This window comes from Algirhabdus cladophorae, assembly GCF_044772865.1.
GTDB classification, from domain to species: domain Bacteria; phylum Pseudomonadota; class Alphaproteobacteria; order Rhodobacterales; family Rhodobacteraceae; genus Algirhabdus; species Algirhabdus cladophorae.
Map to the genome: position 1 here is coordinate 111,661 of NZ_CP173029.1, position 25,665 is coordinate 137,325.

Annotated in this window: 20 protein-coding genes; 10 read left to right on the forward strand and 10 right to left on the reverse strand. The window is 53.3% G+C overall.

Going from position 1 to position 25,665, the window contains the following annotated elements; all coding sequences use genetic code 11:
- Positions 1 to 11 precede the first annotated feature (11 nt).
- Genes ACIRQ6_RS00525 through ACIRQ6_RS00535 form a run of 3 tightly spaced genes read left to right on the forward strand, consistent with a single transcriptional unit; the run spans position 12 to position 3,594 of the window.
- Entirely contained in the window at positions 12 to 647 is a 636-nt protein-coding gene (locus ACIRQ6_RS00525; RefSeq protein ID WP_420862173.1) for a sulfotransferase family protein, read from the forward strand.
- Complete coding sequence (locus ACIRQ6_RS00530; protein ID WP_420862174.1) at positions 640 to 1,560, forward strand: glycosyltransferase family 2 protein; 921 nt, start codon at positions 640 to 642, stop codon at positions 1,558 to 1,560. The genes ACIRQ6_RS00525 and ACIRQ6_RS00530 overlap by 8 nt, the downstream gene beginning before the upstream one ends.
- A gap of 6 nt (positions 1,561 to 1,566) precedes the next feature.
- A complete protein-coding gene (locus tag ACIRQ6_RS00535) occupies positions 1,567 to 3,594 on the forward strand; it encodes an acyltransferase family protein (RefSeq protein ID WP_420862175.1) in 2,028 nt (675 codons plus the stop codon).
- A 2-nt stretch (positions 3,595 to 3,596) separates the two neighbouring features.
- Here the strand turns inward: ACIRQ6_RS00535 and ACIRQ6_RS00540 are convergent, their stop codons facing one another.
- The 7 genes from ACIRQ6_RS00540 to ACIRQ6_RS00570 form a co-directional block, all read right to left on the reverse strand.
- Entirely contained in the window at positions 3,597 to 4,733 is a 1,137-nt protein-coding gene (locus tag ACIRQ6_RS00540) for an acyltransferase family protein (protein ID WP_420862176.1), read from the reverse strand.
- Positions 4,730 to 6,649 carry an acyltransferase family protein gene (locus ACIRQ6_RS00545; protein WP_420862177.1) on the reverse strand — a complete coding sequence of 640 codons (1,920 nt, stop codon included), beginning with the start codon at positions 6,647 to 6,649 and terminating at the stop codon, positions 4,730 to 4,732. The genes ACIRQ6_RS00540 and ACIRQ6_RS00545 overlap by 4 nt, the downstream gene beginning before the upstream one ends.
- Positions 6,646 to 8,595, reverse strand: coding sequence for an asparagine synthase (glutamine-hydrolyzing) (gene asnB / locus ACIRQ6_RS00550; RefSeq protein WP_420862178.1), 1,950 nt, complete (start codon positions 8,593 to 8,595; stop codon positions 6,646 to 6,648). Before asnB ends, ACIRQ6_RS00545 begins: the two co-directional genes overlap by 4 nt.
- Complete coding sequence (locus ACIRQ6_RS00555) at positions 8,595 to 9,845, reverse strand: glycosyltransferase family 4 protein (protein WP_420862179.1); 1,251 nt, start codon at positions 9,843 to 9,845, stop codon at positions 8,595 to 8,597. Before ACIRQ6_RS00555 ends, asnB begins: the two co-directional genes overlap by 1 nt.
- Before the next feature lie 71 nt (positions 9,846 to 9,916).
- A complete protein-coding gene (locus ACIRQ6_RS00560; protein WP_420862180.1) occupies positions 9,917 to 11,956 on the reverse strand; it encodes a hypothetical protein in 2,040 nt (679 codons plus the stop codon).
- On the reverse strand, positions 11,956 to 12,975 hold the full coding sequence (locus ACIRQ6_RS00565; protein WP_420862181.1) for a hypothetical protein: 1,020 nt from the start codon (positions 12,973 to 12,975) through the stop codon (positions 11,956 to 11,958). The genes ACIRQ6_RS00560 and ACIRQ6_RS00565 overlap by 1 nt, the downstream gene beginning before the upstream one ends.
- Positions 12,975 to 13,235 carry a spike base protein, RCAP_Rcc01079 family gene (locus tag ACIRQ6_RS00570; protein WP_420862182.1) on the reverse strand — a complete coding sequence of 87 codons (261 nt, stop codon included), beginning with the start codon at positions 13,233 to 13,235 and terminating at the stop codon, positions 12,975 to 12,977. Before ACIRQ6_RS00570 ends, ACIRQ6_RS00565 begins: the two co-directional genes overlap by 1 nt.
- Before the next feature lie 236 nt (positions 13,236 to 13,471).
- Here ACIRQ6_RS00570 and ACIRQ6_RS00575 point away from each other — a divergent pair, with 236 nt between their 5' ends.
- Genes ACIRQ6_RS00575 through ACIRQ6_RS00585 form a run of 3 tightly spaced genes read left to right on the forward strand, consistent with a single transcriptional unit; the run spans position 13,472 to position 16,844 of the window.
- On the forward strand, positions 13,472 to 14,911 hold the full coding sequence (locus ACIRQ6_RS00575) for a hypothetical protein (protein ID WP_420862183.1): 1,440 nt from the start codon (positions 13,472 to 13,474) through the stop codon (positions 14,909 to 14,911).
- Positions 14,911 to 15,891 carry a glycosyltransferase family 2 protein gene (locus tag ACIRQ6_RS00580; RefSeq protein ID WP_420862184.1) on the forward strand — a complete coding sequence of 327 codons (981 nt, stop codon included), beginning with the start codon at positions 14,911 to 14,913 and terminating at the stop codon, positions 15,889 to 15,891. The genes ACIRQ6_RS00575 and ACIRQ6_RS00580 overlap by 1 nt, the downstream gene beginning before the upstream one ends.
- Complete coding sequence (locus tag ACIRQ6_RS00585) at positions 15,888 to 16,844, forward strand: glycosyltransferase family 2 protein (RefSeq protein WP_420862185.1); 957 nt, start codon at positions 15,888 to 15,890, stop codon at positions 16,842 to 16,844. Before ACIRQ6_RS00580 ends, ACIRQ6_RS00585 begins: the two co-directional genes overlap by 4 nt.
- Here the strand turns inward: ACIRQ6_RS00585 and ACIRQ6_RS00590 are convergent, their stop codons facing one another.
- Positions 16,845 to 18,221, reverse strand: a complete 1,377-nt coding sequence (locus tag ACIRQ6_RS00590) for an oligosaccharide flippase family protein (protein WP_420862186.1) — start codon at positions 18,219 to 18,221, stop codon at positions 16,845 to 16,847.
- A 203-nt stretch (positions 18,222 to 18,424) separates the two neighbouring features.
- Here ACIRQ6_RS00590 and ACIRQ6_RS00595 point away from each other — a divergent pair, with 203 nt between their 5' ends.
- The 4 genes from ACIRQ6_RS00595 to ACIRQ6_RS00610 all read left to right on the forward strand — a co-directional run bounded on the left by ACIRQ6_RS00595 (position 18,425) and on the right by ACIRQ6_RS00610 (position 23,702).
- On the forward strand, positions 18,425 to 19,489 hold the full coding sequence (locus ACIRQ6_RS00595; protein ID WP_420862187.1) for an acyltransferase family protein: 1,065 nt from the start codon (positions 18,425 to 18,427) through the stop codon (positions 19,487 to 19,489).
- 11 nt (positions 19,490 to 19,500) lie between these two features.
- Entirely contained in the window at positions 19,501 to 20,952 is a 1,452-nt protein-coding gene (locus ACIRQ6_RS00600) for a hypothetical protein (protein ID WP_420862188.1), read from the forward strand.
- 139 nt (positions 20,953 to 21,091) lie between these two features.
- Positions 21,092 to 22,228, forward strand: a complete 1,137-nt coding sequence (locus tag ACIRQ6_RS00605; RefSeq protein WP_420862189.1) for a glycosyltransferase — start codon at positions 21,092 to 21,094, stop codon at positions 22,226 to 22,228.
- Positions 22,197 to 23,702, forward strand: coding sequence for a glycosyltransferase family 39 protein (locus ACIRQ6_RS00610; RefSeq protein WP_420862190.1), 1,506 nt, complete (start codon positions 22,197 to 22,199; stop codon positions 23,700 to 23,702). The genes ACIRQ6_RS00605 and ACIRQ6_RS00610 overlap by 32 nt, the downstream gene beginning before the upstream one ends.
- On the opposite strand, the gene ACIRQ6_RS00615 is transcribed toward ACIRQ6_RS00610, so the two are convergent.
- The gene (locus tag ACIRQ6_RS00615; protein WP_420862191.1) at positions 23,699 to 25,039 is read right to left on the reverse strand and encodes a hypothetical protein; all 1,341 of its coding nucleotides are present in this window, start codon (positions 25,037 to 25,039) and stop codon (positions 23,699 to 23,701) included. The genes ACIRQ6_RS00610 and ACIRQ6_RS00615 overlap by 4 nt on opposite strands.
- A gap of 5 nt (positions 25,040 to 25,044) precedes the next feature.
- Positions 25,045 to 25,596 carry a polysaccharide biosynthesis/export family protein gene (locus tag ACIRQ6_RS00620; RefSeq protein ID WP_420862192.1) on the reverse strand — a complete coding sequence of 184 codons (552 nt, stop codon included), beginning with the start codon at positions 25,594 to 25,596 and terminating at the stop codon, positions 25,045 to 25,047.
- Positions 25,597 to 25,665 lie beyond the last annotated feature (69 nt).

A 25,665-nucleotide genomic window follows, 5' to 3' on the forward strand; every position in this document is an offset into this window, starting at 1 on the left:
GGATGGTCTTTATGCCACCTTCTTTGGTCTCTCGTATTCGAGACAAAATGATTTACGGCGTTTTGGGTCACGTGCCGCGCCAACGCCCATTTATCTTTGGGATCGGGTTGTCCAAGACCGGGACGACCTCGCTAAACGACGCGTTGGAGGTGCTTGGATACAAACCGTTCCATTTGCCGCCCATTGCCCATGTAGAGGCAGGCCAGATCGTCAGCCAATGGCCCACATGGGTCTATAAATACAACGCACTGACCGATTTGACGGTCGCTGTGCTGCACCGTGAGTTGGCGCAAGAGTTTCCCAACGCACGCTTTATTTACACGCGCCGTGATATGGCCAGTTGGCTAAATTCCTGCCGTCGCCACATGTCGCAGGAATTGGCTGATATGCGTGTGGTTCAAAAGCAAACTTATCTGAATGACCTCAGCGATGCGTTCTATGGCTCCCACATTTATAACGAGGCAAGCTACCGCGCCGCGTATGAGCGCCATGAAGCTGATGTGATGGCGCAGCACAGTGGGAACGCCAATTTTATGGATTATGATTTGATTGGGGGCGAGGGCTGGGAACCGTTGTGTGCGTTCCTTGGAAAAAGCACGCCATCGGCCCCGTTTCCTGTGGCAAATAAAGGCCGAAAAGATGTCTGATCGTTCTTATGTTGTGGTCTCGCCCTGTCGCAATGAGGCAGAGTTCATGCGCCGTACCTTGGATTCGATGGTGGCCCAAACCCTGCGGCCCACGCTTTGGGTGATTGTCGATGACGGCTCGACGGACGAGACGCCACAGATCCTGGCGGACTATGCCGCGGCCCATGACTGGATCAAAATCATCCCCAAGCCAGATCGCGGCCACAGGGCCGTGGGGCCGGGTGTAATTGAGGCGTTTTATGCCGGATTAGACACTGTTGAGCTGTCTGACTACGCCTATTTGTGCAAGCTGGATTTGGATCTGGATTTACCACCGCGCTACTTTGAAATCCTTGCAGACCGTATCGAGGCAAACCCGCGCATTGGCACCTGTTCCGGCAAAGCCTATTTCAAAAATAGTGCAGGCGACATGGTCAGCGAAAACATCACGGATGAAATGTCACTTGGCATGACCAAGTTTTATTCAGTGGCGTGTTTCCAGCAAATTGGCGGATTTGTCCGCGAGGTTATGTGGGACGGCATTGATTGTCACAAGGCGCGCAAGATGGGCTGGACCCCGGTCAGTTGGGATGATCCGGAACTGCGATTTGATCATTTGCGCCCTATGGGCTCTAGCCAACAGAGCATTTTTACTGGCCGCAAACGGCATGGGTTCGGGCAGTATTATATGGGCACGCATCCGTTGTTTTTGCTAGCTTCTGCGGTCAACAAGATGCGGCAACCGCCCTATGTTTTGGGTGGTCTGGCGATGGTGCAGGGATACTTTGGCGCGATGTTGCGTCGTGAGACCCAGCATGGCGACAAAGAGTTGATCGCCTTCATACGCGCCTATCAATTGCGCGCACTGCGCATGGGTAAATCGAAGGCCATTGCCCAAATCGAAGCCGAGTGTGCCGCAAACTGGGCCCCGTAGACTGCTATGAAGTACCGCCCCGAAATTGATGGACTAAGATCCTTGGCTGTCGTGCCGGTGATCTTTTACCATGCCGATCCCCAGTGGATGCCGGGCGGGTATGTGGGTGTCGACGTGTTTTTTGTGATCAGTGGCTATCTGATCTGTACCATCTTGCTGACGGATCTGGATTTAGGCCGGTTTTCAATCAAGACGTTTTACGAACGCCGTGCGCGTCGCATTCTGCCTGCCTTGTTTTTTGTCATGCTCGCATCCTTGCCTTTTGCCTGGGCTTGGATGCCGGCCCAAGCGCTAAAGGATTTTGCCCAAAGTCTGGCAGCAACGGTCCTGTTTGGATCAAACATTTTGTTCTGGAGCGAGCAGAACTATTTTTCGCCAGCCTCTGAACTCAAACCCCTGTTGCATACATGGAGCCTTGCGGTTGAGGAACAGTTCTACGTCTTTTTCCCTTTGATCCTATGGGCGCTATGGCGATTTGGCTTGCGCGTTGTTTTGGGGTGCTTTGTTGCTTTGGGGCTGATCAGTCTGATTGCTGCCGAATGGGCCGTGCGCAATGAACCCAGTGCTGCATTCTATCTGACACCCTTTCGTACATGGGAACTGATGGTTGGCGTGTTCTGCGCGATCATCAGCTTCCGACGCGAGGTGCCTGCAAACCAATACCTGGCAGCCCTGGGGTTGGGCCTGCTGGTGTACGCCAACCTGTTTTTCACCACGCAAACGCCGGTTCCGGGATTGCCTGCGTTGGTGCCGGTTTTGGGAACAGGGCTGATTATTCTTTTTGCACGCCCCGCGACTTGGGTTGGTTTGGTGTTGTCTAATCGCGTTTTGGTGGGGTTTGGCCTGTTGAGTTACAGCGCCTATCTGTGGCACCAACCCATCTTTGCCTTTGCGCGCTTGCGCAGCCCATTGCCCCCCGATGCCCCCCTTCTGCTGGCGTTGATTGTCCTGACATTTGTTTTGGCGTGGGGCACGTGGCGTTTCGTCGAGCGCCCGTTTCGCGTCAATCGCGCTGGCACCCATGTGTCGCTGCGCACAGTGGTTGCAGGTACGCTGGCCGGGACTGCGGTTTTTGTAGGTCTTGGGGCCTTTGGTCACGTTAACAATGGGTTTGGGCAGCGTGTTGCGCCGTCTGGTTTAACCTTTGATCAGGCCACGGCAATGGTGCCAACGGGCCACCGGACTGACTGTGGAATCGATCTGTCCATTCACAGCCAACCGGACGTGTTACCGCTGGAACAGTGTCGATTCCTGCCTGATTTTATTCAGCCTTTGGCCCGTGTGGTCTTGATTGGCGACAGTCACGCCGAGGCAATGTCATCTGCCGTGGTGCAGAATTTTGTCGATCGCGGTTGGCAGGTTGATTTGTTGCTGTTTCGTGGCTGTCCGCCGTTTTATGGGGTCACCACGCCCGGGACGGGCTGCAACGGACATGCGACACGTTTGATCGAATTTCTTGAGACTGAGAAAGCAGAGATCGATCTGATCCTAGCTGCGTTCCGCCCGCAAGGCCTGTTTGCAAAACCCTTTGACAATGGCGAGGGGGGGCACGAGCGCGCCGTGTCTTATGCTGTTCCGATCTACGAGGATGCGTATTTAGGGATCGCACCGGAAACACCCAATGTAAACAAAGCGCAGATCTTGATTCAAAAGGGCATGGCGCGCCTGTTAGAGATTGGACCGCCTTTAATGGCTATCTATCCAGTCCCGGAGGCAGGGTGGTACGCTGGTGAAATCATCGAGAAATATGCAGCGTTTTATGACAGCTCTCAGTATCCGTCCCTCAGCACGTCTTATGCCGTGTTCAAAGACCGGAACGCACCCATTATAGAGACGTTGGACGCGATCACATCTCCCCGATTGCGGCGCGTCTATCCGGATAAGGTGTTCTGCAATCAGGCTCAAAAGGGGCGTTGTGGCGTCATAGAAGACGGGGTTGCCTTGTATGAAGATGACGATCACATCAGTTCAGCTGGCACGCAATTGTTGATGCCCCAGATCATGGCCCATGTGGACGAACTGGGTTTGCCGTAAGACTAGGATTTGGGCTTGGGCCTGCCCCATCCTCGATCGCGAAACCCCATGAACCATGCTTCGAATGTTCGAAAGCTAATCTCGGCCATAATGATCGATAGAACCACAAAGCCTGCGATAAAGGTGTAAATATTCTGCATCCCCATGGACAAGAAGACTTCCCAAACGATTGCTTTGGCAAACAGGTGATACAGGTAAATCCCGTAACTGATCTGCCCGATGCGCCGGACAGGGGCAAATTGTAAGAGAGGCGACAACACATTGCGCTCGCGCAGGATCACACTCATCAGTGTGAGGCACATCAAGCTATGAACGATCATATTGGGCCAGCCAGCCAGCGCGGCAGGTGTTACCGCAAGGCTGATCAACAATAGGGCCATGCACAAAAGGGGTGTGAAATAGCCTGACAAAAAGCGGGCCAACAGTTCGAAACTGCGACGATTGTGCAAAAGAACGGCGCAAAGTGAGCCCATCAATATCGCAGCATAGGTGCCTGTTCCTACGCCGATAATCAGATCACCTACAACAAACGCGTAAATGCCAATCAGATCAAAGCCATCAAGCGCCGAAATCCAGTTGATCCCGATCAAAATCGCGAGGGTGGGAATGACCCATCTGTAAGGTAAAAATAGCAACAGAGCCGGCCAGATCAGGTAATATTGCTCTTCCACGGCCAAGGACCACGTGGGCGCCAAAAGCCGGATATGTTCAGGTATCAGGAAATTCGACAAGAACAGGTAATAGTAGGGCAAGTAGGCCAATTCATACCATTCGCCGTCCAGCACGATTTCGTTAAACCCAGCAGCGCTGACCACCAGATAGTAGATTGGAATGATCCGCAGCATTCTGCGCCAATAGAACCGCTTGAGCGAGAATTTTCCTGTGCGCGACCGCTCGCGCAGCAACAAGGTGGTGATCAGATATCCCGACAGAACGAAAAAGAAATCGACGCCCACATGGCCGCGCGAAAAGAACACCGAGATGTCCAGCATTGGTTTCCAAAGCGGTGTGTGATGCCACATCACAGCCATGATGCACAAAAAGCGGATGCCATCGAGGTTCCCGAAGTGCTTTTGCTCTTGATAGCTTTCAAAGCTGTGCGGGCCGGTAATCTTGGGGGCTGAGTAAGACTGTGTCATGGGCGGGGCAGGGCGTCGCTGAGGAAAGATTTAAAGCGCAGGCTTTGGCCCACGCGGATATGGCTGTTGTCTGTATAAAGGGGTGTGCCGTCCAATGTGCCAGAACACAAGGTTTCGCTGCACACAATTTCAAGAGGGCTGATACGTGTGGCCCCAGCGTCCGTTGCGGCGTCAAAAGCCGCTTGCGCAAAGGAAAACTCTGCATCGTGATCGGCGCGGGCCACATCCACCGGCCAGTTGGTGCCAAAGGCCAGATTGCGCGCCATGGTCTTAGGCACAAAAGAAGGCGTGGCAAACAGCGGATCAATGAGCACTACGGTCTTGCCGCTATCCTGAAGGCGGGTCACCGTTTCGACCAGATTTTTTTGGAACACTGCGTGCAGCGCTGGGCCTTGGATGATTGTATCTCCAACAATCAGGCCGCCTTTGGAATTAGCTTGGCGCCAGATTGAGGCCAGAAAAACTGTTTTGATGGTTTGATTGGTTTCAAGCCGCTCAAGGCTGGCTTTGGTAAAATCATCACACCGCGGTCCGCCCATATTCAGGACAGGCATGCAGGTTGATCCAAACATCAGCACCCCAGTTTGCTGGCGGGCTTTCAGAGCCATATCCAAAGCGGTGGCGTAGGCATTGGCATGGCTATCCCCGAACAGGGCAACAGTCGGCTGTTGATCAGGCGCGCCCAAAAGGCAAGTGGGGCGGGGCCAATCGCAGGGCTTGAACGCGTGGGGCTGATCGTCGGCATAGGTCAAAAGCGTGCTGACTTGTGGGTCAAACCTGCCCGGCGCCCCTGAGTTGATCATCAGCACTGCCGATATAGTAATCAGCGCCGCAGTCGTCCCCCCAAAGGTACCCCACATCGCGCGGTTCGAGTTCAATCGGCGTTTTTGCCGAATGGGCGTTTCAATAAACAGCATGATCGCCCAGGACAAAACCACGGATCCAGCAAGCCCCAAAGCCCGCATTGTCCAGCTGACTTCGGGCAGCATTTGGGCCAAGACAATGATGATGGGCCAATGCACCAGATAAAGAGGGTATGAAATCCGTCCCAGCCAGACCATCGGGGACAGCGCCAACATACGGCTGACTGCAGTGGGGCCTTGCTGCGCTGATCCGGCCAAGATCAAAGCCATTGCGCCCAGAACCGGTAGAACCGCAAACCAACCGGGAAACAGTAAAAGCGGCGTGTAGATAAACAGCGCAAAACCAATCAATGCCAGACCGGCCCAGCCTGCAATATGGGCCAGCCAGTGGGGAACTTCTGTGCGGGCCAACGCAATGGCCAGCACGCCACCTGCCCCCAGTTCCCAAGCCCGTGTCGGCAAAAGGTAAAACGCAGCCCATGGCTTCCAACCAGAGGCAAACCAGCCCAGTGCAAAAGAGGCCAGAACGGTGAAAATCAGAACAGGCAGCAAGGCCGGCTTTGCATAGCGATACAGCAGCATAAGGACCAATGGATAGAAGATATAGAACTGTTCTTCGACAGCGAGGGACCACATATGCAGCAGCGGGATTTGTTTCGCCTGCAGCCCGAAATAGTTCACTTCCTGCCAGAAATAGAAGTTGATGATGTAGAGTTGGGAAAACAGACTTTCTGTGGCCAGTTCGGCAAACATATCCGGCAGAAAGACAAACCATCCGACCAAAAGATAAAGGGATAGAACCGTCAATAACGCAGGATAAAGCCGTCGCACGCGGGCCGTATAGAACGCTGCTATGGAAAACGTATTGTTTGTCAGTCCAGCCAGAATGATCCGCGTGATCAAAAACCCCGAAAGGACAAAGAACACATCCACCCCGATAAAACCTGCGCGTCCCATGGGGATCAGTTCGAAATGGAACACCACGACCAAAGCCACAGCGATCGCACGGATGCCGTCGATATCTGGCCTATAACCTAGGGCCGGGCCACTCATGCTTGGGTGTCCTCAAGCCACGCTTGTATCATGAGGACGTTCCACAATTGTGCGCCCCAATTGCATTGACCTGATTGGTGCTGGTCCCACATTCCCTTAATGAGGGCCGTGTCAAAATAGCCGTCGCGGTTTAAACGATCCGGGTGCAAAAGGTCTGCACCCCATTCACGCAGGCTGGATCGCAACCACAGTCCAATAGGCACTTCAAAGCCCATTTTGGGCCGTTCGATCAGCTCTTTCGGCACATGCCGATACAAAACTTGTCGCAAGGCCCATTTGGTTTGATCCCCGCGGACTTTCTGATCCAGCGGCAAATCCCATGCAAATTCTGCGATCCGATGATCCAGCAGGGGCGCGCGGCTTTCAAGGGCCACAGCCATTGTTGCGCGGTCCACTTTGGCGAGGATATCGTCGATCATATAAGTCGCCATATCCAATTGCATCATGCGTTCAATTTCGCTTAGGTCACCGCGCGGGGGCAGGGCCTCGGCCAGCAGTGAAACCGGCGGTTCGGCATTCAGAACGCCGCTGTCAGGAAAGCGCCAATTCGACACCATTGTGCGGTGTAGGGTCTCTAAATCAGGCTGGCGCGCATAATTCGCCAAACGGTGCAGGCGTTGGCCAATGGGTTCCTTGCCTTGCGGTGTCGGGAAGATTCCACCCAGCAGTTTGTTCAAAACTGGCATGGGCAGCGCGCGAATGGCCCCGGCGCCCATTTGCCTTAAAGAGTGCGGCATTTTTTGAAGCTTGGCCCGCAATTTGGCCGCATGCACATAGCGCCCATAACCGCCAAAAAGCTCATCCCCACCATCGCCTGACAGCGAGACGGTCACATGCTCACGGGCCAGTTTAGACACGAGGTAAGTTGGAATTTGTGAGCTGTCCGCAAAGGGTTCGTCATACATGTGGGGCAACTGTGGCACCACATCCAGCAGCTCTTTGTCCGAGACATAAAGGTCTGTGTGCTTGGTGCCCAAATGATCCGCTACGGCGCGGGCAAATTCGGCTTCGTTATAGCGTGCTTCGCTGAACCCTATGGAAAACGTATGTACAGGACGGTCGCTGAGGGCTTGCATCATCGCGACCACAACCGAACTGTCGATGCCGCCGGACAAGAACGCGCCAAGGGGCACATCCGACATCATTTGCTGACCGATGGCGTCGCTGAGCAACCCCTCCAGCGCGTCCGTCACTTCGGTGTCCGAAACGCGCTGTGGTTTGGGGCGCACGGCGATCTCGGCCGCGTCCCAATAAGTTTCAATCTGCTCGGATCCGGTTTGTTGATCAATCGTGATGATACGCCCAGCCCGCAGTTTTGCGATGCCGTCATAGATGCAACGGTCTTCGCCGACATTTCCATGGCGCAGACAATCGACAAGGCTGCTGCGGGCAATCTGGCCTTCAAAGGCAGGATGCGCGCGCAGGGCCTTCAGTTCAGACCCAAACAGAAAGGCACGCTCGGCCCCGGTGCCTTGCCATCCATAATAAAGCGGCTTTTCCCCGAACCGGTCACGGGCCATGTGTAAAACGCGGTTTTTGGCGTCCCATAGGCCCAAGGCAAACATGCCGATGCACTGCTCGAGTGTTTTGCGCAGTCCCCACGCATCGATGCAGGCCAGCAGCGTTTCAGTGTCAGAGGTGCCGCGCCAATCAGGGGCATGGCCTGTGGCCTCAAGCTGGGCACGCAGTTTCTGATGATTGTAGATTTCGCCATTGAACGTCAGCATGTACCGTTGCGAGGCCGATTGCATGGGCTGATGACCGGCGGCACTTAGATCAACAATGGCCAGTCGCACATGGCCAAAGGCCACACCGGCCTGTGGATCCATCCAATGTCCGTCGCTGTCCGGTCCGCGGTGATCAATCGCTTTGGTCATGGTTTTGAGCACGCGTTCAGGATCAGGACCTGAACCAGTGGACCAAAGAAATCCGGTAATTCCGCACATTAGAGGGGCTTCTCGTAGGGAGGTGGACGATGTGTTGCGTGATCCGTATCTACAAAAAGCGTCGCAATTCGGGCAGCCTCAAGGCGAACATCAAACGCCTCTTTGACTTTTTCGCGTCCCGCTGCCCCCATTTTGGCGCGCATGCCTGCATCAGAGGCAATTTTGATAAGTCGGTCTGTCAGGCTGTCCACGTCGCTGGCAGGGACGAGGTATCCGGACACGCCGTCCTCGACCAACTCGCCGACACCGGCAACTTGGGTACACACTACTGGCGTGGCTGCGGCTAAGGCTTCCATAAGCACCACTGGCAATCCTTCGGCAAAACTGGGCAAAACCAATGCATCTGCCTGCGCCAATGCGTCCGCCACGCCATCTTGGGATTGATAGCCTAGAAACGTCACAGCCTCGCCCAACGGCTGCGCCAGTTTTTCCAAATGCGCGCGATCATCTCCGTCACCGACCAGCGTTAGCGTCAGGGCGGGGTTTTGGGCCTGTGCTGCTGCAAACGCCTCAAACAGCACGCGCAATCCTTTGATAGGCGTCAGCCGTCCGACAAAGAGCAGATTGACAGTTCCCTCTGTCGTCTCTTTGGGGCGCGTGTAGCGTTCCGGCAGAACGCCGCAATGAATGATCTTAAGTTTGGACCAATGCGATGGATCAGAAAAATACATCGCTTGAGACCGACAAAAGTGACTGATGCATGCCACGAATGCGGCCTGTTCGATCTTCGCGCGCAGCTGCCATTTTTCGGGCTCGTAAAGCTCGGCTGGGCCGTGCAGGGTAAAACTAAATGGGATGCCGGACAGGGCCGAGGTCAGCATCGCAACATTGGCCGAAGGATCGGCAAAATGGTTATGTAAGTGGCTGATATTTCTAGATTTCAGGTGTTTGGCCAGGATCAACGCCTCAGCGAAATAGGCCGCTTGCTTTAATGCGCCCTTAACGCCTGGAGGGGCCGTCTGTACCGCCCGTTTCAAGCCCGTCCATAAGCGCGCCGGTGCCAGTATCGCTTGGGCCAAGGCCCCCAGCATCTTGGCCGGCTTTTTGCCTGTTTCGATGGCGTAAAACGTGTTGGCAAATGCGGCTTTTTCTTCGTCCCCGATCAAATGTTCAGGGCTTGGTTTGCGCATGGAACAGGTTTCGACCTCGAAACCCAATTCCCGCAATGCGCTAACCTCGCGTTGGATGAACGTATGGGACGCGGCGGGATAAAGAGCGGTCAAATAGGCCAATCGCGGCAGGGAAGACACGGGATAAATTCCTTAAATTCGTCCCGTTCTTATGTCGGATCAGCCTATCTGAGTAAACCCGTCTCGTAGGACTATTGCGCCTCCCATGCGCCCTTGCTTGGTGGCTCGGGACGCTGTGCGAGGAACATATCAAAATACGAAACCGGTTCTGTCATAGCATCGCCCAATGCCGGGGAGGCAAATGAAGGCGCATATGCGTCCAATGGGACTTGAGGGGCGCCGTTCAAAGGATCCACTGTGGTTTGTCCAAGCGCCTTGCGTCCGATGTTGCGTGGTGTCCACATCACCTCAGGGGTACGGTCCAGCGGAGCATAGGGCGTCACTGGACTATCGAGATTGGGATAATGGCGGATGTTGTTGTTAAAGTTCACATCGTCATGATCGGGATTGCCCAGATATTCAGCCTGTTGGTTGTAAGAGAAATCAATTGGTGAAAGGGCGTTGTTCTGCTCGGAAGTGCGCAACAGCACGAAGGTATTGTTATAGATATCAATGGGGGCAGATTGGGTCGTTGGTTCATCGCCACGGTTGAAGACAAAGAACAAGGCCTCCAATCCACTGCCCGTTCGCACAGTTGCCGGCATGATGCACAGATTGCCACGATATGTGACGCCTTGCCCTTCCAAGCGTGCAAAAACCATCGAACGGTAATTGCCCACAAACACATTGCCATCAAAGATTGCATTGTTGATCGCCCCGCCATCGCGGCCAGCCGTCGTGGTATAGCTGTTGGTTGCATTTCGGTTCAGAGAGATCACTTCCAAACCGCCTTCAAAGCTGTTGGAATGTACATTCGTGATCATCCCATCAGCATGGGGCGTTTCCTGGAATTTGATGCAAGGTTGTGTCTCGTCGGTATGGAAAATATCGCAACCCCGCATGTGCAATTGAGTGATGCTTTGAATACGAGATGGCGCACGAATGCCAGGATCCGAGAATGCCTCTGGATTTTGCGCGATGCGCGTACCGGTTAGGGAAACGCTACTTTGTGGATGGGTGTGTTCGCCAAAGATTGTGGGATACTGGCCCCCAAAATCGGTGATGACGACATCATCCAAATGGACATTGTGTGGTTCGTTCAGATCACGTGGATAGGTGCTGACCGCTGAATAAAAGAAACCCGCGAAACGACATTTATGAATGACAATGTCCAGATATTTGTCAGACCGCAACGCATTGCTTGTCTTGTTTGTAGCGTCAATGGTCTGTTCTTCGACCGTAGGATCGTGGTTGCCCTGAAAGTTTAATCCAAAGATGCGTAAATCCGGGGTCTTATTCCCGGACAAACCGACATAGCGTGCATTCACATAAAAGCATCTGTTGCCGTTTGTGCCATCGGTTGGGGACGTGATGATGGGGTCTTCACCACTTCCATAGGCGCCAAAAGCATTGTCATGGGGTTCTGAGCTGTCAAAACTTACGCCCAATGTGAACGACCCCCCGCGTTTGAACAGCCACCTCACAGGATCACCGCCCCGTTGATCTGTCCAAAGCGCATCATCGTTGAGCAGAGCATCGGCATTCACGTGCTGTGCATTCAAAGGGGCATCGCCAAAATCAGGATCCCCAATGGGGTTTACGCAGATTGTATTGCCCGCAGGATAAAACGCGTCCAGCGTTCCCACTTGAAACGTGGCGCTGGCCGTAGAAGATTGACCCGTGCGCGGGTTCAAGACGATGACAGATGCAGTATAGGTGTTGGGGGTCCGATACACATGGCTTACCCATGGACCCTTTGCACAGCTTCGGGTTTTCCACTTGTCAAAGATGTTTTGTGGGGCATCCCATTGCTTGCGTACGACTGCATCTGGCGCGTCTTCACCAAAATCCCATAAATAGATTAATTCGTGCAAACCTTGGTCGTAGGCTGTGCTGTTGCCGGCAGGCAAGCCGAAGGTCGTCTTGTCCAATTCAACGGAAAAACGAACGCTGTCAGGGGCAGCCATGGCTTGGGTCCGATCAAGTTTGATCGTGACGGGGCCACCTTGCAAACCCGATCCCGTTGCATCCCAACTGGCCGCTGTCAGGGGCAGCGTTGCCACCCCGTCTTGCGTTGCCTGCAGCGTCACCGATTGGCCCTTTGGGAAGCCGCGAAATCCTAGAATTGGCATCAAATATCTCCACAACTAAAACGATCGACCTCGGGCGCATTTGGCGGCAAAGAATTGATCGTGCGGACCTTCATGGCCACTGTCCCATCGGTAATATCACTGTCAGTAATGGTCATAATGCTTACGCTGTTTTGCATGACTGTAAGCGTGTCGCCGCTGGCTTGAAAGCGTAAGATGTCACCATCAACTGCCGTAAAGTTCTGAGGTGAAATAATCGTGGATACACCTAATAGGTACTTGGTCACGTATCCGATTCCGTTTTGAACGCGTAAACTGTATCCATTGAATCTATCCGTGTAGCGCACATAAATTTCTATGATAGCCCCATTTCCGGACCCAATAGTATGTGCATCGACCTCTGCGAAATGATCAACAGTCAGATCTGGGACGGTTGGCACAACAATGTTGCTGGCGGATGCATCATATGAAACGGCGCGGCCATTGCGAATAACGATAACCCCACCTGCTGCATAGCTCCAACTCCAGTTTGGTTGGTCCTGCAACAGGGCTTCATCTGCATAGGCATTAAAGTCATCGGTAAATGATGCACCGCTAATGGCCGGCATCACGGCCTCTGACACGACTGAAACTGCGCCCAAAATGTGCTGCAAACGGATCTCGACACCTGCATCATCAGGGGCAACTTCATAAGTTGCGGATGTCCCATCTTGGAACATCACACCGTCTTTTTGCCAGACAAACGTCTCAACCGGGACATCTCCTTGGGCATCAAAAACAAACAATCCCGGAACCGCGGTCAAGACCGCGCCGACCTCGGCATCGCCCAACAACATTGGTGGTACCAAATTTACCGGCCCAAGTGCGACAGCTGCGGGATCAATCACATAAGTGCCGTCATGAAAAGTCGATCCCGAGACTGTCAGACTTATTTCTGTATCTGACTGAGCCACGATGTGAACAGTCCCATCGGTCTGGCTTTCAAGCGAAAGAGTGGCGACGGGGGGGGGTGCTGACCCTTCGGACTGCGCCCCTACATTGCTAAAGCCAAAACCAATCATTAATACATCGCCACGATATTTGTAGCAGTGGTGCCTGTTTGCCAGATGCGTGTGGCGCGCACTGGGAACGTTGTACCAGCGTTCACAAAAACTGTGGCGATGGTGCCAGATACTGTGGTAATCTGGACCGTGCCCGAGGTGGCTGTATTCAGCGCACGGCTGGCCTGATCCAAATCGGTTGTATCACTTGGAACGACAGCAACCAGATGAGTTGCGGGGCTTTCAAGACCAGTGGTATAACTCTCAAAAATATCTGCCATTTCGAAATTTCCTTGCCTCATGGGCGCTCGGTGAAAGAAAAACTGAAATCATCCGCTCGCAAGAACGGCAATCTGGAATAAAAATTGGCCTGAAAGTTCTAATTACTTTATAAGCATGCGCACGGACCCAACAGAGTTTGAGCAATCCCTTCATTAAATCGCTTCTCCAATTCTAGGAAAAACTCTTGATACCCCCTACCATCGCCTTCCTGACTTGGCCTGTAATCAGCTTTTTTATGGCGCGATCTTTGGCGGCACCTAAGGCGTTTATCGTCATCGTCTTGGCGGGGTTCCTTTTGCTGCCAGAGGGGAACACGGTTGATCTGCCATTGCTTCCTGGTTTGGATAAGATTTCGATCCCAGTGTTGTGCGCATTGGTGTTTGTCGTAATATTTGGGCTGGCCAAAAGCACGACCCAAACCGCGCCGCTTATGCCAAGGCACCTGATGTTGCGTTTCTCGATCGTTGCGCTGGTTTTCGGTGCGTTTATGATGGTGATGACAAACGGGGACGGGATCGTCATTGCCAATGCGCGCTTTTTAAGGCGGCTTCAGCCCTACGACGCGTTTTCCGAGATTTTGACCACGCTGATTTTGCTGTTGCCGCTGCTTTTGGCTCGCAAATATCTTGGGCATCCCAGCATGCAAATTTTGCTGCTCAAAACCGTTGTGATTGCTGCGACCTGCTACACTTTTCTGGCACTTTACGAGATCCGTATGTCCCCGCAGCTGAACATCACGTTCTACGGTTTCTTCCCACATGCTTGGGTGCAACACTTTCGCGGCGGCTCTTGGCGGCCATTGGTGTTTTTAAGCCACGGACTGGTTCTGGCCCTTTTCTTTGCCATGGCCGCGACCGCAGCACTTGGCTTGGCCAAAATTCTCAAAAAGCAGCGCGCGGCCTATATGCTGGCAACCGGTTGGATCTTTGGAACACTTTTACTGTCCAGCTCTTTAGGGGCCTTGATCATCGCAGTTTTGCTTTTGCCGATGGTCATGTTTCTTGGGGTGCGAACCCAATTGATTGCGGCCAGTGTTATTGCGGGCCTAGTCATCTTTTATCCTGCTTTACGCAGCAGTCAGATTATGCCCATTGAAACCATCAGCCAAGCTGCGGCCAGTATTGACGAAGCCCGTGCGCGGTCTTTGATGGTCCGGCTTCGTAACGAAGAAGCAATGCTGACCAAAGCAAGCCAACGCCCTGTATTTGGCTGGGGGGGATGGGGACGCTCGCGCGTCTATGACCAAAACACGGGCCGCGATTATACCCTTGCAGATGGATACTGGATCATCACCTTGGGGGTTGGTGGCTGGTGGCGCTACATATTCGAATTTGGCCTTTTTGCCTTCCCAATCTTTCTTTTGACCCTCCGCGCCAAACGGTTCGAAATTGGGCCCGAGACATCCGTTATTGCCCTGATGTTGGCTGGTAACATGATCGATCTGATCCCCAACTCTGGCGTCACACCTTTAACATGGATGCTGGCAGGTGCTTTGTGGGGGCGGTTGGAATTGGGCAGGGTAACAGGCAACGCGGATCCGGTAGCCTCGGCAAGTCAATCGACCTTGGGCTATCGGCGAACCTCTCAAGCCGACGCAACACAACCGGCCAGTGCACCCGCCTACACGCGACAGTCGGAACGCCACGAAAGACAAAAAAGATTGAGACCCAAATAATGCAAAACTCTGCCGAGGTGTCGGTCATTATCATAAACTACGGCACCGCTGATTTGACCATCAAGGCGGTGAACAGTGTCTTGGAACGGGATCATGGGGGCCGCCACGTCGATGTCCACCTTGTCGATAACGCCTCGCCTGGGGATGACGCCCATCAATTGGCAGAGGCTGCAAAATCACCTCTTTGGACGAAACACGTGACCACCTACCTTGAAACCACCAATCACGGGTTCGGACGGGGCAACAATCTGGTGATCGAACGGTTGGCGGCCCAAACGGCCCCCCCGCAAAAGATTATGCTATTGAACCCCGATGCCACGCTGGACAACGACGCAATCGATGTGTTGGCCAAAGCCATGGACGAAAACCCACAGATCGGATTTGCAGGGGCCGCCATTGCAAAACCTGATACGGGTCCAGTGACTGCCGCTTTTCGCTTTCCCAGTATCACGTCCGAGCTAATCCGGACATTGGGCCTGAATGTGATCGCCAAGCAGTTTGAACATACAGCCGTGGCCCTGCCGCCAAATCTTGGAACACAGCAGGTCGATTGGGTTTCAGGGGCAGCCGTTATGATGCGGATGGAGGCTATCCAAAGCGTTGGTTTTTTTGATCCCGCCTATTTTCTATATTACGAAGAAGTCGATCTGATGCGCAGAGCTGGGCAAAACGGCTGGCAGTCGTGGCACATTGCCGAGGCCAAAGTGCTGCATGCAGAAGGGGCCGCAACTGGCGTTGGACAGTCTGAACGCAAGCGCCGTCCAGACTACTGGTACCAATCCTGGGCGCATTACTTTTTCAAAAGCTACGGCCCCGCGCGCGCGGCTCTTCTTTCTGTGTCCATGCTGGGGGCTGCTGGTCTGCAATCGCTTAAATCCATACTCAGCGGGCGACCGTCGAAACTGCCAAAATCCTTTGGATCCGACTTTACCCGCACTGCTGTGCGCCCCCTTCTGACAGGACGATCTCCGCTGTCATGACAACTGCAATCATTGCCATCGGACGAAACGAAGGGACGCGGTTCCAAGCCTGTTTGGCGTCCATTACCAATCAAAATGCAACAGTCATCTATGTCGACAGTGGCTCGACCGATGATAGCGTGGCACATGCAAAGGCCGCTGGTGTTGAAGTGGTGCACCTCGATATGGACCAGCCCTTTACCGCCGCGCGCGCGCGCAACGCAGGTGTTGATCGACTTGTCAAAATGGGTGTCACCGTTGATTTCATTCAGTTCATTGATGGTGACTGTGTTTTGGATCCGGACTGGCTGAAGACAGCGGAGACCTTTTTGAATACGCACCCGGATGTGGCGGCTGTGTGCGGACGGCTGCGCGAGCGGTTCCCGAATGCGTCGCTTTATAACCGATTGATTGACGCCGAATGGGACCGTCCCGCAGGCCAAACAGATGCTTCAGGCGGGATCGTAATGATGCGCGCTAAAGCGTTTTCACAGGTTGATGGGTTTAACGAGGCTATGATCGCAGGGGAAGAACCCGAGCTTTGCTATCGTCTGCGCCAACAGGGATGGGACATCTGGATTATTGCTGCGGAAATGGCGCTACATGATGTGGACATGCACCACTTTGGTCAGTGGTGGAAACGCAGCATGCGCGCAGGATACACCTACGCAGAAGGGGCCGCTTTGCATGGCAAAGGCCCCGAACAGTATAACCGGCGCGAATTGCAGCGGGCTATCCTTTGGGGCGGTGTGTTCCCAATTATTATTCTGATCGCAGCGGTTCTGATCTCAATCAAAGCGTTGCTAGCTGTCTTAATCTGGCCGGCCCAGATCCTTCGATTGACACTGCGGGGGGAACATCTGTTGCAGGCGACATTCCTGACAATCGGTAAATTTCCCGAGGCTCAAGGGGCGTTGAAATTTTGGCGCGACAGACGTGCAGGACGCAAAGCCCGCTTGATCGAATATAAGTAGCTAGTCCACGATGCCACGCAGAATCTCTGCAATCGCCTGATCATTTAGCCACAAAACGATCACTGAAATTGCGAGGGCCACCGCGAAAAGTCCTGCGTCCAATAGTGGATCCCAGCCGCGATATCTATGTGCAAACCACGCAAGCAAGGGGTAGACGCACAGCACGGACACAACCTGTGCAATCATCACGCCGATTATTCCAAACGCCTGCACGGCCAGTATCAGCAAGGCCAGATAAACTCCCGCTTGGCACAGTTGTTGCACGGTAAAGCTGCGCGAATTGCCCATGCCCAACAGCATCACCCCGTAAGGATAAATGATCATCAATGGCATGTTCGCCAAACTCAGCAACACCAAAATTGGACCCGACAGCGCATAAACAGGCTCATAGAGCAGATCGATCAAAGTGGTCCCCAAAAGGGCCAGCACAAACCCCATACCCAGCATCGTCGAGGTGAGCAAAAGACGCGCCAGACGCAATTTCTTTCTGTTTTGCGCACTTTCGGCAGGCGGTGTGTTTGAATAGATTGGCAGCAGGATTTTACTGCCGAACTGACGGTTCAGCAGCAGCGGAATAGCAGCCAGAAAGAAACCGATATTGTAGATCCCAAGCTCTGCAATAGGCACATATTTGCCCAAGACAGCACGGTCTGCGTTGTTGACAACAAACCCTGCCAGTGAGCCGATGAAGATGTATTTGCCGAAATCAAACAGCTCTTTGAAACAAGTGGAATCCCAGGCCAGTTTGTTCCATTCACCCGGCAGCATTGTATACGTCATGACGACCCGCGCGGCTGTGCCTATAACGGTTCCGATGACCAGCGCCCAGATGGATCCTGTCCACCACGCTAAGGCCACCATGGTGAAAATCCCAATAGCCTGGCTGATCAGTTCGAGGGCCGTCAGCCGCCCAAGAACCAGTTTGCGGTTGGCTGTGGCAAAGTTGGTCGATTGGAACCCAAGAATGAAAATCGTCAGACCAGCAACTGGCAACAATTGCGCCAACTGAGGTTGCGCGTAGAAATGTGCAACAGGTCCTGCCACTGCGATAATCAACAGCCATAACAGAATGGCCCGTACAATCTGAACCGTCCAAGCGGTATCAAGAAACACGCGTTTCTCGCCGTTTTTGCTTTGGACAATCGCCGTGTTTAAGCCAGTGTCGGAAATCATCTGTAGGCCTAACAGAACCGTTTGAATGATCGCCATCAGACCGAAGGCTTCAGGGAAAAGTAGACGCGTCAGAACCAGATTGGACAACAGCCGCAAAAATTGCCCGGACCCAAACCCAACAAAGGTCAGAACACTGCCGCGCAATGCCCGCGCGCGCAAACCATCGCCATCAAAGAGGGATTTTATCCGCGTTATCACTGTCATGGGCGGGCAGAGTGGCCCAACAAATCAGACTTCCTTTCCATGTCCGGGCAAAGGCCCGCACATAGGCCCAAGCTTAGGCACACCATTTGGCGTTTGACTGCTGTGAAAATCATAGGCCCAGATACCTCAGTTTTTTCTTGGTCTCTTCTGCGTCTACGCTTAAAAAGCGTCAAGCGCGAGACGCTGTTTGAGAAAGACCTTTTGTGAATTCTATTTCGGCCTCCCCCCCAAGTGCTGCGGCACCTTCATCTGCGCCTCGCAAATCAACCTATATCCATGCGCTAGATGGCGTCAGAGCAGCCAGTATCCTTTTGGTTTTGATGGGCCACGCATTGCCGTTGGGCCCCAAAGACTGGATGATGAATTCTGTAGCCGCACGGTCGGGAATGGCTCTGTTCTTTTGTTTGTCGGGCTATCTTATCGTATCCATCCTGTACAAAAAACCTCAGGTTGGGCCATTTCTGGCCAAACGTGTGATGCGCATTGTGCCTGCATTATTTGCCTATTTGGCAGTTTTGACACTATTTTTTGGCCTGCCGCTAAAATCCTTTGTACTGAACATGGCATTCTTGTCGAACTATCTTGTGGATGGATTGGCAGGGGGCCCAGTGGGGCATTTGTGGTCGCTTTGCGTCGAAATGCACTTTTATATCGCGGTCAGCATCGCCGTATTGATCGCGGGGAGGCGCGCTTTGTGGCTGGTTTTTCCGGCAGCTTTCATCATCACAGGTTTCCGGATCGAGGCAGAAGCCGTGGCCAATATCAACACACATCTAAGGGTTGATGAAATCCTTGTGGGGGGCTGCCTTGCGCTGATCTCGATGCATTGGGGCGATCACTTGCGCCGCATCCTTAGGCCCAAACCGATTGCCCTTGCAACACTGTTGGTTTTTGGCACGCTTTTTGCGCTTTCTGCCCATAATTCCAGCGGCGCGTTGGTCTATTTCCGCGCCTATTTTTCGATGGCAGTCGTGGGCATCATCATGCACTGCCAGCTGACCCGCCTATTGCGTGTTCTTGAAGGACGGATTGCGCGTTATATCGCTAAAATTTCTTATGCGCTCTATATCTGGCATCCGTTGATGTTGTTTGGCTGGTTCAACGCAGGAACAACCTTTGAACGCTATATTTTCAAGCGCCCTATTAGCTTTGTTTTGATGTGGATTGCGGCGCATATCTCTACGATCTATTGGGAAAGTTATTGGCAAAAAGCCGTGCGAAGATGGTTAGGTGAAACCACCCCGTCCCATCCATCGCCCTCATCGTGAAAGTTACTTCAATGGCGCCTTCTGAAACATCGCTGAACGGCTGGTCTGGGTTCAAGAGCTTCCTTCTGGTTGCTTTGATCCTAATCCTCGCCGCCCCGTTTTTTACCAAATTTGAGAATGCCAACTCTGTCAGCCGCTTGGCCCTTGTCAGTTCAATGATCGAAGAGGGTACAACAAAAGTTGACCCTTACGGTCACATGACCGTCGATATCGCCTTTCACGAGGGGCACTATTATTCCGACAAGGCGCCGGGCATGGCGTTTTTGTCTGTGCCGGCCTACCTACTTGCACGGGCTGCGGGGCAGGCAGTTGGTGCTGATCTTGAGGTTCTGCCGCAAGAGCCTTCTGCGCAAAACGGCAAGGACGCCGCCCTGCGCAAGGCCGCGATCCGTTTGATGATCCTGACCACATCGGGGCTGCTGACGGCCCTTGCAGGTTTGGCATTTTTCAAACTGGCGCTGCGCATGACCCAAGACACGCGATTGGCGCTTTTGGCCACTTTGACGCCCTTTGTCGCAAGTCCATTGCTAGGATGGTCAGCCAATTTCTTTGGACACGCGGCAACGGCGGCCACGTTGTTCCTTGCCTTTTACTTTTGTCAAAAAATCAACGCTGATGAAAAATCCCCCTTTCTAAATGCTCTTTGGGCAGGGGGGATGCTCGGCGGCTCGGTCATGTTGGAATATACTGCGGCACCGGCGGTCTTGATTGTGGCCCTCTACGGTCTCTACAAAGCGTCCCGCATGGGGGGCAACGGCTTTGCCAAAGGATTAGGGGCTGCGGTCATCGGATGCGCCCTTCCGATCATTCCGGTCCTTATCTATCACGACATCAGTTTTGGCAGCCCGTTTTCCGTCGGGTATTCCAGCGTTGTGGGCTTTGAAGGCATGAACGAAGGCTTCTTGGGCCTGACATCACCATCCGTATCGGTTCTATATGAAATCACCTTCGGACAACGGCGCGGACTTTTTTGGATCTCGCCCATCTTTATTCTGTTGCCGCTTGGGCTGTATTGGGCAGCAAAGCAGCGCAGTTGGCGATCTGAAACCGTGACCTCGACAGTGATCGTCGTTTATTACCTGCTGTTCAACGCCAGTTACTTTTATTGGGACGGCGGCGCCTCTCTTGGACCGCGTCACATCACGCCAGCTTTGCCATTCGCGGGCCTGCTACTGGTATTTATGTGGATGAACGCGCGGGGCCTGCTAAACACATTGGCACTTGGGCTTTTGGCGATCTCGTCCTTTTTGAACATTGCGGCTACTGCGACGACGCTGACACCTTACCGCCTGGAAAACGACTACCAGTTTCCTATTTGGGATCCAGTGCTGACATCGGTCTTTTCGGGCAATACCGGGTTCACTATTTACCAGAATTTTGGCCTGCCAGCCTTTGGTGTCGCTGTGGTATGGATGCTTTGTTGCCTAGCAATTGTTCATTTCCTCTGGCGAAAGCCACACTAAGGACAAACTCTGTTTCCATTACATCCCGATCTGTGACCAAAATCTGCAGAATACTTGCAACAACAGCCAGCCAATGCTTTGTGGGGGCAAATATGCCTACGAGGCTCCAAAGCGCTTTTTAAGACGGACCCATTTCGAGATGACTGTGACGACACCCACCGATGACCTTGCCGAGATCCGCTACACCACGGGGATCAGTATCATCGTGCCGACTTACCAAGAGGTCGACAATATCCCGCATATCTTGGCGCGACTGGACAAACTGCGGCAGGATTACAATCTGACGCTTGAGGTTATCTTTTCCGATGACAACAGTCAGGATGGCAGCGCGGAAGCAGTGGCTGCCTCTGGATTTGACTGGGCTAAAATTTTGGTGCGCACCAAGGATCGCGGTCTTAGCCCAGCGGTGATCGAAGGGTTTGAAGCGGCGCAATATCCTATTCTGGTTTGCATGGATTGCGACCTCAGCCATCCGCCGGAACGTATTCCTCAAATGATCCTCGGGTTGAACTCGGGTCAGCAATTTGTGATCGGCTCGCGCTATGTGCCCGGGGCCTCAACAGATGATGACTGGGGTTTCTTGCGGTGGCTCAACAGTATCATTGCGACAATGTTGGCGCGTCCCCTGACAAAAGTAAAAGATCCGATGTCGGGCTTTTTCATCATGCGCAAAGCTGACTTTGACACAGTCAAGGAACTCAACCCAGTAGGGTACAAGATCGCGCTGGAACTGATCGTAAAGTGTGGCTTCCAAAACGTGGGCGAAGTGCCAATCCATTTCTCCGACAGGGTCTACGGCGAAAGCAAACTTAGCTTCAAAGAACAACTGAAATACATCCAACACCTGCGCCGCCTCTATTTGCACCGCTTTGCCAACGCAATGTATCTGGCTCAGTTCCTAGTGGTTGGGGCCTCCGGTGTTGCTGTGAATTTGATAATGCTCAGCATTTTGTTGGCCATGGGGCTGCCAGATGCAGTCTGTTTGGCAGGTGGGATCGGCGTCAGTGTCATCACCAATTTCTTGTTGAACCGCCGCTTCACATTTTCCTATGCCAAAGACGGCAATATAGGAAAACAGTTCGTCGGATTTGTCGGTGCTTCAGCCGTGGGGGCCTGTGTTAACTTTGCCGTCTCCTATGCCTTGCGCAACAGCATCTTCGAGGGCTCGGGTTCAGGCCTGTACCTTTCGGCACTCTGTGGGATCGCTGCTGGGATGATCTTTAACTATTTGGGCAACCGCTACATTGTTTTCCGCAAAACCCATATCCGGCGCTGAATGGGGGCGACTGGCGGTCGCACTTTCTCTAGGGGCTGCGGTTCTTTGGTGGCAGCTTGGCGCCCAAGCCTATCTTTGGGATGAATACGTCACATTGATGTTCACTCAAGCAGGGTGGCGCGAGCTTGTCGTGCAATATTGGGATCTGGATACCCACCGACCCGTCTATTACGCGTTGCAAAAACTATGGAACAGTACCTTTGGGGACAGCGTGGTTGCAGTGCGCAGTTTGCCCGCAGCGTTGGTACTTTTGTCTATTCCTGCTGTTTTTGCCTTTGTGCGCGTGGTTCAAGGGCCCAAAGTGGCCTTTGCTGCGTCACTTCTGGCGGCAACCTCTCCTATGTTTTTTTATCAGGGCCGCGAAATTCGCATGTATTGCATCACCACATTGATGATGACCATATGCTTGGCCGCCACTTTGGTCTTGGCCCAGAATGCACGCGGCGCTGGCATGCTCAGCGCGACCAAGCAAGGCGCGCTTTGGCTTGTCTTTACCCTGAGTGCAGCGATTGGATTTTATGGCCACGCGGTCACTTTGCTGGTGGTGTTCGTCTTGGGGGTCTGGGCCTTGATCTGCGCCTTCAGCAAGCTGCTGCCATGGTCGTTCTTTTGGAAAGCCTGTGCTGCTGCCGTACTATACGGCGTGTTGATCGCGCCCGCGATCCTGCCGTTGCTCAGCCATACCAGCACAACACTTGGCGACAGTTTTTGGGCCCCGAAACCCACACTTGGGCATGTCTACACGACCATGGCCAGCGTCTATGACTATCCGTTTTGGATGAAGCCCGTGGTCTTGGCGCTGATGCTGGCGGGTCTGTGGCACTTGCGAAAAATGCCCCATGTTTGCACACTTATGGCACTAATGGTTTTTGGTGTGCCCTTGGTCATTTGGGCGATCAGCTTTTACAAACCCATCTTCCTGCTGCGGCCTTTGATTTGGACCGGGTATATCGGTGTGATCCTGATGGCCTACGGCACCTTTGCCTTTGGTAAAAAATTGCAGTGGCCGTTGCTGGCAGGTGTTCTTGCAGTGCAACTTGTGATGATCGTGCAATCCTATCCGACCCAAGGCCCACAGGATCAATACACTGCCATAACACCCGCGCTGCAGGCGCTGAATATAGATGCCGCAGTAGATACCGTGATCCTAACAAACCAAGGGCTGGAGCCGGGTCTAAGGTGGCACAATCCCAACTTGTTTGCAGGCGACAGCTTTAGCTTTGCTTACGGTAAATGGAACACCGAAGTCATCGAGGCGGCCTATAAGGCCAAAGCCATAACGCCTGCTGAAACAAGGACCATTCAACTAAACAGTGGTCGAGTGATCCTGATCGAAGTTACCGAAGATCCCAAAAATCTACCGCAAGGCTATACTGAAGTTATGGAAAGTCTGATGCAGCGCCTCAACACATGGGACAAAGTCTCGGACAGCCCATCTGCAACCTTGCGGGTCAGTGTCTATAAACGGCCCTAAGGGCGCCAGTTTACGCTGGTCGTGAGGCCAATAAAAAACTCGTTTGATGTGTCATCTTCGGCATTGTCTTCGCTGATCCGCTGGTATTGGTATCCCGCCGAAGCAGACCAGCGGTCGGATAATTCATGGTTGTACCGAACAGTGAAATCAAACTGAGACCGATCGCTGTCCGACCCGTTTTGTTGCTCGGATACATTCCAGGCTACACTGCTGTTAAAGTTGGATCTGCTGGACAGTTCTTGCTGCCATCCCAAAGACAGACGGCTGCGCAAAACTTCATCGCCATCAGAGGTCGATGTAAATGATTGTGCCAGGGATGCATTCAAACTGCCGCGTGCCAGTTCGTGTTCGTAGCTGAGGGCATACAGCGGTTTTGTCTCACCTGTCTCGGCGTCTTCACTCAGTCCAGCACCAAAATTTAATGTGCCGCGTGGCAATTCCATGTTGCGATCAACGCGGAAAGTGGACCTTCGGCCATTCTCGTCAATGTCCGTTTCAAAGGATCCTCTGAGACTGCCATTGGGCAATTCTTTGACCAGACTTGCATCAAGGGAATAGCCCGAATTGGTGTTGGGATCGGCAGTACCCCCTTGCTCGACACGGCTGCTACCAATCGCAAGATCAGCGGTCAGACTTGGGGTGATCTGATAATTGATGCCAGCGCTCAGACGCTGGGTTTCCGTGTCGGTGCCTCCGTCCCTGTCCAGATCGCGGTATGTATAGGTCAGACGCGCAGTCAGCAGCGGATCTATCTCAAACCGAAATCCAAGATTGCCCGATTGGGTTACACTGTCCAACAAGGTCGTAGATGTGGTGTCCGAAAAGGAACGATCAGCATAGCGCAGCGACAACGTGGCGCCAAAGGCCTCGTCGCGTCCAAACTCCATCGAAATCCCAGCGCCCAGATCATCGCGACGGGCGTCGTCCAGCGTTATATCCCCATCATCCAGATCATCGCTGAGGGTAAAGGCATCTACCTTTCGGCTGATGTAATTTGCATCGAAACTCAGAACTGTGGTTCGGTTTTCGATGGAATACAGCAGGGAGGCCTCTGGATCCTCAAATGAAAATCCGTCATCTGTGTCGCCAAATTTGTCCAAAGCGCCCCGCAGGGACATCTCAAAGGTTTGGCTGCGGGTGCGGCTGCTTAGGTCAAATCCTAAGTCTGATCGCATTTTGAAACCATCGTCATCATCAACGGTGGCAAATTCGGAGAACGTCAAACTGGCGCTTAGGCCGCCGTCAGCGTCTTGCGCAAAACCCAAAGACGGCCATGCCATCAGCAAAGCCGCCGCAGTACAAAACAGCGATGGTTGATATCCCCCGGTGCGCCCCATTTACGTCACTCAAACAGGCGACGCTCGGGCACCAGAATAACATCCCCATCGCGCAGTTGTGGATCGGATCGCATGGCTGCACCTTCGGACAGGGCTTTGTAGTTGATCGACGTGATGGTTTGACGGCCTGCTTTATCGGTGCGGCGCAACTGGATACGTTTTGTTGCCGCAAACTTACTCAGGCCACCGGATTGTGACAGCGCCTGCAATAGGGTCGTGCCGGGTTCCATTTTCTTGATCCCGGGGGCTGCAACTTCGCCCATGAAATAGATGTTGATCGTGTCAGGTTCTTTGGGAGCCGACGGAATGATCACCCGTTCTTTGGGTTGCAACGTTACGAAAACATTTGGCTTGGTGGCAAAATTTGGGGAAATACCATTGGCGATTGAGGCTTCGATTTGACCAACGGTACGACCACTGGCGCGCAAACCGCCAATAAACGGAAAGCTGATACGACCGTCTGGTAGGATTTCTACAGTCCGGTTCAACGTGCCGTCTTCTAAGACTTCGACAGTCAGTTTGTCGCCTACCCGTGCGCGATATTCCGACTGTGCCATTGCTGCTGTTGCAACAAAAATAGCAATCAACGCAAAGGTGACCCTTTTAATCCCTAAGAACATACTGCA